Raw genomic sequence first — 7,134 nt, 5'->3', positions numbered from 1 at the left:
CTCATGAAATACGGTATTCTGATGTGACAAAACCTGAATCCTGGTCGTTAAAGTGTTTGTTTGCACTCATATTTTAACTGTTAGGACTCAGGTTTTTTTATTTAAAGCAAACTATGGGACAGCAGTGCCTCCCAACCTCCCTTTTTCAAAGGAAGGAGTTGATTCTATTCAGCGAATTCCCTCGGCTTCCAAAAGATGAGCAACCTTGCTGCACAGGGCAGAGGCGGTTATTCACCCTCTCCCCAGCGCTCTTCCATAGGGAGAGGGTGAAGGAATTGCATTAAATTTTCGCCGCCAACTCTGCGCCCTGACGGATTGCGCGTTTGGCATCTAACTCACCGGCTTCCTTGGCACCGCCAATCAGATGCACATTTTTACCCGCAGCTTGCAGCTGATCGTACATAGCAGTATAAGATTCTTGTCCGGCACAGATCACCACATTTTCAACTTCCAACAGCATCGGCTGGTCATTGACCGTAATATGCAGCCCCTGATCATCAATTTTCTGGTAGCTTACGCCGGCCATCATTTTAACGTCACGGTTTTTTAAGCCGGTACGATGAATCCAGCCGGTGGTTTTGCCCAGGCCTGCTCCCACCGAAGATGCTTTACGCTGCAATAAATAGATTTCATGATTGGAGGCTTCTACCTGTGCCGGTTTCAGGCCACCGACATGCTCATATTCGGTATCAATCCCCCATTCATCATAGAATTTTTCCGGATTCAGACTGCCACTTTCACCGGCATGACTTAAGTATTCTGCGGTATCAAAACCAATTCCACCAGCACCAATAATCGCAACCCGTTTCGCCACCGGTCGACGCTCTTTCAGCACATCCAGATAGCTCAGAACTTTAGGATGATCAATTCCTTCAATCTCCAGCTGACGTGGAGTCACCCCGGTTGCCACCACAATTTCGTCAAAACTGCTTTTGCTCAGCTCATCAAAGCTGGCCGTATGGTTCAGTTTTAGCTGAATGCGTGGCTGCAACTCAATTTGACGTTTGAAATAACGCAAGGTTTCATAAAACTCTTCTTTGCCCGGAATGGTCTTGGCAATATTAAACTGCCCGCCAATCTGGTTAGAGGCTTCAAAAATCGTCACTTCATGACCACGGTCTGCCGCATAAATTGCAAAGCTTAAACCGGCTGGACCCGCTCCAATCACCGCAATGTTTTTCGGCTGGCTGGCTTCTTTAAAGATCAGTTCGGTTTCATGACAGGCACGCGGATTGACCAGACAGGAGGCAATTTTCATGGAGAAAATATGGTCCAGACAGGCCTGGTTACAGGCAATACAGGTATTAATTTCATCGCTACGGCCCTGCTCGGCTTTTACTACAAAATCGGCATCTGCCAAAAATGGACGCGCCATCGACACCATATCGGCCTGGCCAGTCGCCAGTACATGCTCTGCCATTTCCGGGGTGTTAATCCGGTTGGAGGTGATTAAAGGAATTTTGACTTCACTTTTGAGCTTTTCTGTGACCCAGCTAAAAGCCGCACGCGGCACTTTGGTGGCAATGGTCGGAATACGTGCTTCATGCCAGCCAATACCGGTATTAATAATGGTCGCACCCGCTTTTTCGATTTCTTTGGCCAGCTGCACCACTTCTTCAAAGCTCGAACCACCTTCGACCAGATCCAGCATCGACAGGCGATAGATAATAATGAAGTTTTCACCGACTTCAGCACGGGTACGTTTCACGATTTCAATCGGAAAGCGAATCCGGTTTTCGTAGCTGCCGCCCCATTCATCATCACGATGATTGGTACGCTTGGCAATAAACTCGTTAATCAGATAGCCTTCCGAACCCATAATTTCAACGCCATCATAACCGGCATATTTGGCCAGCTTGGCACAGTTGGCAAAATCGGCGATGGTCTGCTGCACTTCAGCCGAGGTGAGTGCATGCGGTTTAGACGGGTTAATAGGCGCCTGAATCGCGGATGGCGCCACAATATCCGGCTGATAGGAATAACGTCCAGTATGCAAAATCTGCAAGGCGATTTTACCGCCCGCTTCATGCACGGCTTGGGTGACCACTTTATGTTTTTCAGCTTCGGCCAAGGTGTCAAGTTTATTGCCACCTGCAAAGGTTAAGCCGGCATCATTTGGAGAAACCCCGCCGGTCACAATCAGGCCCACGCCGCCTTTGGCACGCTCTGCATAGAATGCTGCCATCCGTGCATAACCATTTGGTGCTTCTTCAAGACCCACGTGCATAGAACCCATAAGTACGCGGTTTTTTAAGGTGGTAAAGCCTAAATCAAGCGGGGCTAACAGATGCGGATAATTCGACATATTCTCTCCTTGGCTGGCCAAAAGCGGGCTATTTTTATGTTAATGCAACTTGTTGCATAAATTTATATGCGAATTTTGACTTTTATGCAACATGTTGCATAATATTTTAGATTCATACTTGCATGATCTCGTCTATGTCTTTAGCCCATGTATTACTCACCAGCCTGATTGAAAAACCCAGTACGGGCATTGAACTGGCCCGGCGCTTTGATCGCTCGATGGGCTTTTTCTGGAATGCTACCCATCAGCAGATTTATCGTGAATTAAACAGCATGCTCAGCAAAGGCTGGATTTCCACTTTGGCTGAAGAAGATGCCCAAGGCCGTAAAAAAACCTATCAGGTTGAGGCCGCAGGCCGGGTCGAACTGGCCGACTGGATGGTCAAGCAAGGTCCTCCGGCGCAGCTCCGTGAAGAACTGATGGTGCGTTTACGGGCCGAAGCACAACTCGGCGGTAATGAGGTTTTGCCCGAGCTAGAGCGGCATTTACGGTTGCATCAGGAAAAATTGCAGCTGTATCAGGCCATTTATGCCAAAGACTTTGCCCAGCAGACCGACGAAAATCGTACCTTATATATTCATAAAATGATTTTACAGCTGGGTATCGAGCAGGAAATCGGCTGGATTCGCTGGCTGGACGCGGTGATTCCTGCGCTAAAAGCTTTTGATCAACAACAATAAAATTTCAAGGAATGAAATCTCATGCCGTATTATGTCATGCCCGATGGCGAAGGTTTATTTGTACGTGAATTTGGTCAGGGCCAACCGGTGCTGGTGCTGTCCGGTTTGGGCATGCACAGCTGGCAATGGCTGCCGTTTTTGTGGCCGCTACGCAAACAGTTCCGTTTTATTATTCCCGACTGGCGCGGCTTTGGCGGTTCGAAACAGTGCCGGATTCCGGAGCTGGATGCCATTTCCAGCCACTGGCAGGATGTGCAATCCTTAATTCAGCAAATGCAGCTGCAACAGTTTATAATTATTGCCTATTCGATGGGCGCGACCACCGCCATGCATGGCATGCAATATGGACAGCTGGCAACGCAGTTAAAAGCCTATCTGCATATTGATCAGACCCCAAAAATCCTGGTAGATGAACACTGGGCTTATGGCCTGTTTGGTCAGCAGCACAGCCGCTTTAAACAGATTTTATCTGAACTGTCCGCGCTATTTACGGAACACGCACATCTTCAGTGGATTCACGATTTAAATAACACAGCCAAAGATCAACTGTTTGCTTTATGGATGCAGTTTATTGAGCTGCAAAATAACAACCCTCGCCAGCGAGCCATCTTTCGTAAAATCCTGCAACAGCCACGTTTGCAACATCTGCTGTTACCCTCATCTCGACTGGACTATATGACTTGGTATATCCGCAACTATTTAGAACATGCCGAAGATTATCGTGAAGCCTTAAGCCAGCTAAACTGTCCTACGGTGTTTTTTAGCGGGGTGCAATCGGTACTCTATCCGGTACAGGGGCAAACCCTGATTGCCCAGAGTGTGGCACAGGCACAGCAGGTGTTATTTGAAAAATCAGGGCATACTCCGCTACTGACTGAGCCGCTGAAATTTGCCCGTGAAATTAAACACTTTTTGTTGCAGCATCAGTAAGTATCTACATCAATATTTATAGCGCACTCAATAAAAAAAGCCGAACAGTGTGAGGTTCGGCAAAAAGCAAGTGAAGATTAGCAATCAAGGCAAAGCGCTAGGCAATTTCCCCATCAATAATGCCCTGCTGTTTTAAAGCTTGCAGTTCTTCGGTAGATTTAAAGCGGGACAAAATATAGGCCGTATGTTCACCCAGTTGCGGTGGTGCCTGCCGGTATTCGACCGGTGTATCTGACAGCTTGATCGGTGATGCAATCATTTTAAATTGCGCATTTAAACTGTGCGGCAAATTGACCAGCATCTGCCGATGCTGAATTTGTGGCTCAGCCAAGGCATCTTCAATCGAGTTAATTACACCGACCGGCACTTTGACCGCATGAATCCGGCGTACCCATTCCTCTGCATCCTGACTCAGAAAAAATTCAGCCAGAGCTGGAATCAGCTCATCGCGGTATTTGACCCGGTCCTGATTACGTAAGAATTTCGGATTGTTCAATAATTCCGGATAACCAATGGCCAGACATAGGTCCTTGAACTGTTTGTCATTACCACAGGCAATAATAAATTCCTTATCTTTAGCCTTAAAGGTTTGATACGGCACAATATTCGGGTGTTTATTGCCCATGCGCTGCGGTGACTGGCCACTGCTCAGATAATTCATGCCCTGATTGGCCAGCGTTGCCACCTGAACATCCAATAAAGACAGATCAATATATTGTCCACGTCCGGTATGATGCCGCGCCAATAATGCTGCCTGAATCGCCACCGTGGCATACAGTCCGGTCTGAATATCCACCACCGCCACACCGACCTTCTGTGCACCACCACCCGGTTCATGATCCGGTTCGCCGGTAATGCTCATCAGGCCAGACATGCCTTGAATAATAAAGTCATAACCCGGTTCTGCTGCCCGCGGTCCATCCTGACCAAATCCGGTAATCGAGCAATATACCAATTGCGGATTCAGTTCACTCAGGCTGGCATAATCCAGTCCATATCTGGCCAGCGAACCAGCCTTATAATTTTCGATGATCACATCGGACGTTTTGACCAGCTCACGAATCAGCTGTTGGCCCTGTTCACTGGCAATATCGACACTGACCGAATATTTATTGCGGTTGGCACACTGAAAATAACCGGATTCACGGGTAGCGTTGCCCTGTGCATCGGGCATCCAGGGCGGTCCCCACATGCGGGTATCATCGCCTACCTGTGGCCGTTCAATTTTAATCACTTCTGCGCCTAAATCCGCCAGAATCTGTCCGCACCATGGACCCGCCAATACCCTGCTTAAATCCAGTACCCGAATTCCTTGTAATGCACCCATCTTATCCTCCGCTAGATCCGGGGGATGCTCCCCCGCGATCCTTTTATTTTTATTTAACTGTGGCTGGTTTCACGCTGACATCATTGCTGGCAGCCGCTGTTTGCCCCGTTTCCACGTTGGTGTTTTGCGCACTCAGACTGGCTTGCTGTGGATCATATTGACGCTCACGAATCAGCAGTCCTGGAATCACCCCGGCAATGAAGTAGGCGGCACCCATCACAATAAAGGCCATGGTGAAAGAGCTGCCTGCTGCAATCATCCCGATGGTTGCCGGTGCAATCGCTGCGCCCAGACGTCCCATGTTATAGGCACCACCAATGGCTGTACCGCGTACATCGGTCGAGAAGGTTTCAGCCATATAGGTAGCATTGACACCGTATGGAATCCCGTACAGGAAGCCAAAGGTCACCAGCAAGTAGGCAATATTGTCCGGCGTGTTAAAGAAGATGATGACTGGCAGGAAGGCCGCTGTACTGACCGTACCAAATACAAAGGTAATCCGGCGTCCGAACTTATCTGCAGCATAACCGGCCAGAATTTTACCCAGAATCATGGCGGTATAGGCACCGACCATATAACCGGTCAGGGCTTTAAAGTTCATGTTTAAATCGGTTTCCAGATAGGTCGGCATCCAGTTATTTACGCCATAATAACCAAACTGTAAAAAGGCCGCAGTAGTCATCCAGAGCAGGAACATTTTACGGTGGTTCTGATGGCCAAAAATACGCTTATAGATACTTTCAGACGGTGCAGCAGCTGGGTTTTCCGGTACGTGCTGAGGTGCCTCAAGTTTTAGTTCACGGCGTTTAATCTGTTCAATTTTGGCTTCCTGCCAAGAAGCTGGTTCTGGTACAAAGCGCATGAAGATTAAGGCAAAGCCGGCAGGAATAATGGTCACATAGAACAGCATACGCCAGCCATGATCGGGAATAATCGCCCCGGCCATGAGCGTCGCCACGATATAACCCACAGTCTGACCGGTCTGCAAAGTCCCCAGCACCGTGGTGCGGTATTTGGTCGGGACATACTCTGCCATTAAGGTATTACAGGCCATATACAGTGAACCTAAACCAAAGGCACCAATAAAACGTAAAATCATGAACTGTTCATAATTTTGGGTAAAACCTAAAATACAGGTCATGATCGAGAAAAACACCACCGACCAGGCAATGGTTTTGACCCGTCCAAATTTGTCACAGGCCCAGCCACCGGAAATGCCACCTAAGGCCATGCCGGCCAGTGACGCACTGCCGAGCATTCCGGCCTGAAACGTGGTTAAACCAAATTCTGCTTTTAAACTGGTTAAGCTAAAAGACAGCAGCATGATGTCTACGCCATCAATCACCAAAGACACAAAGGCAAAAATAAAGGCCAGTTTCCAGGTGTTTTTATTAATTCGATGGGCGGTACCCACATTCGATGGCAGTTTTAAGCCCAGTGTTCCGGCTTCAGCGTGTATATCGTTTTTCATCTTGTCGTTACCTCATTTTCCCAAATGAGTCACCGGTATTTTTTGCTATGGGTTCTGCCTTTCTGCTTTTTATTCTTTTTTATTCAGCAGATGACAGCCAAAACTCACCCAAAGCAAGACCCGAGAGTCTGCCGATGAATCCTTTATTTACATTATGAATCAGATTTTTTAGACACAACTATCCTGAGGATGTTCATCCTGAACATCCTGGCTATTTTTCTATGACATTAATTACAGAATGCGGCGATTCCGGTCTGTGCACGGCCCAGAATTAAGGCATGTACGTCATGCGTGCCTTCATAGGTATTCACCACTTCCAGATTCACCAGATGACGCGCTACACCAAACTCATCCGAAATGCCGTTACCACCCATCATGTCACGAGCCAAGCGGGCAATATCCAGCGCCTTGCCACAGTTAT

Annotated in this window: 6 protein-coding genes; 2 read left to right on the top strand and 4 right to left on the bottom strand. The window is 48.0% G+C overall.

Annotated elements, in window-relative coordinates:
- Window positions 1-280 precede the first annotated feature (280 nt).
- The gene (locus FTT63_RS14475; protein WP_180192442.1) at window positions 281-2,305 is read right to left on the bottom strand and encodes an NADPH-dependent 2,4-dienoyl-CoA reductase; all 2,025 of its coding nucleotides are present in this window, start codon (window positions 2,303-2,305) and stop codon (window positions 281-283) included.
- Between the two features lie 134 nt (window positions 2,306-2,439).
- Here FTT63_RS14475 and FTT63_RS14470 point away from each other — a divergent pair, with 134 nt between their 5' ends.
- Entirely contained in the window at window positions 2,440-2,985 is a 546-nt protein-coding gene (locus tag FTT63_RS14470) for a PadR family transcriptional regulator (RefSeq protein ID WP_180192441.1), read from the top strand.
- Window positions 2,986-3,006: 21 nt separating this feature from the next.
- Window positions 3,007-3,915 (top strand): alpha/beta fold hydrolase, encoded by a 909-nt coding sequence (locus FTT63_RS14465; RefSeq protein WP_180192440.1) that lies wholly within the window; start codon window positions 3,007-3,009, stop codon window positions 3,913-3,915.
- 97 nt (window positions 3,916-4,012) lie between these two features.
- Here FTT63_RS14465 and FTT63_RS14460 read toward each other — a convergent pair whose 3' ends face one another.
- The 3 genes from FTT63_RS14460 to FTT63_RS14450 all read right to left on the bottom strand — a co-directional run.
- Complete coding sequence (locus FTT63_RS14460; protein ID WP_160241245.1) at window positions 4,013-5,242, bottom strand: CaiB/BaiF CoA-transferase family protein; 1,230 nt, start codon at window positions 5,240-5,242, stop codon at window positions 4,013-4,015.
- A gap of 49 nt (window positions 5,243-5,291) precedes the next feature.
- Window positions 5,292-6,713, bottom strand: a complete 1,422-nt coding sequence (locus tag FTT63_RS14455) for an MFS transporter (RefSeq protein WP_075174549.1) — start codon at window positions 6,711-6,713, stop codon at window positions 5,292-5,294.
- Window positions 6,714-6,940: 227 nt separating this feature from the next.
- Window positions 6,941-7,134: acyl-CoA dehydrogenase family protein (locus FTT63_RS14450; protein WP_257233307.1), on the bottom strand; the 194-nt coding region annotated here is incomplete at its 5' end.

Source organism: Acinetobacter sp. C15 (assembly GCF_013420645.1).
Lineage (GTDB): Bacteria > Pseudomonadota > Gammaproteobacteria > Pseudomonadales > Moraxellaceae > Acinetobacter > Acinetobacter indicus.
This window is presented reverse-complemented; position numbering and strand designations above follow the sequence as displayed.

Bases quoted from the DNA above. Each gene is read 5' to 3' on its own strand.
- FTT63_RS14475 (WP_180192442.1), bottom strand. From the start codon at position 2,305: ATGTCGAATTATCCGCATCTGTTAGCCCCGCTTGATTTAGGCTTTACC.
- FTT63_RS14470 (WP_180192441.1), top strand. From the start codon at position 2,440: ATGTCTTTAGCCCATGTATTACTCACCAGCCTGATTGAAAAACCCAGT.
- FTT63_RS14465 (WP_180192440.1), top strand. From the start codon at position 3,007: ATGCCGTATTATGTCATGCCCGATGGCGAAGGTTTATTTGTACGTGAA.
- FTT63_RS14460 (WP_160241245.1), bottom strand. From the start codon at position 5,242: ATGGGTGCATTACAAGGAATTCGGGTACTGGATTTAAGCAGGGTATTG.
- FTT63_RS14455 (WP_075174549.1), bottom strand. From the start codon at position 6,713: ATGAAAAACGATATACACGCTGAAGCCGGAACACTGGGCTTAAAACTG.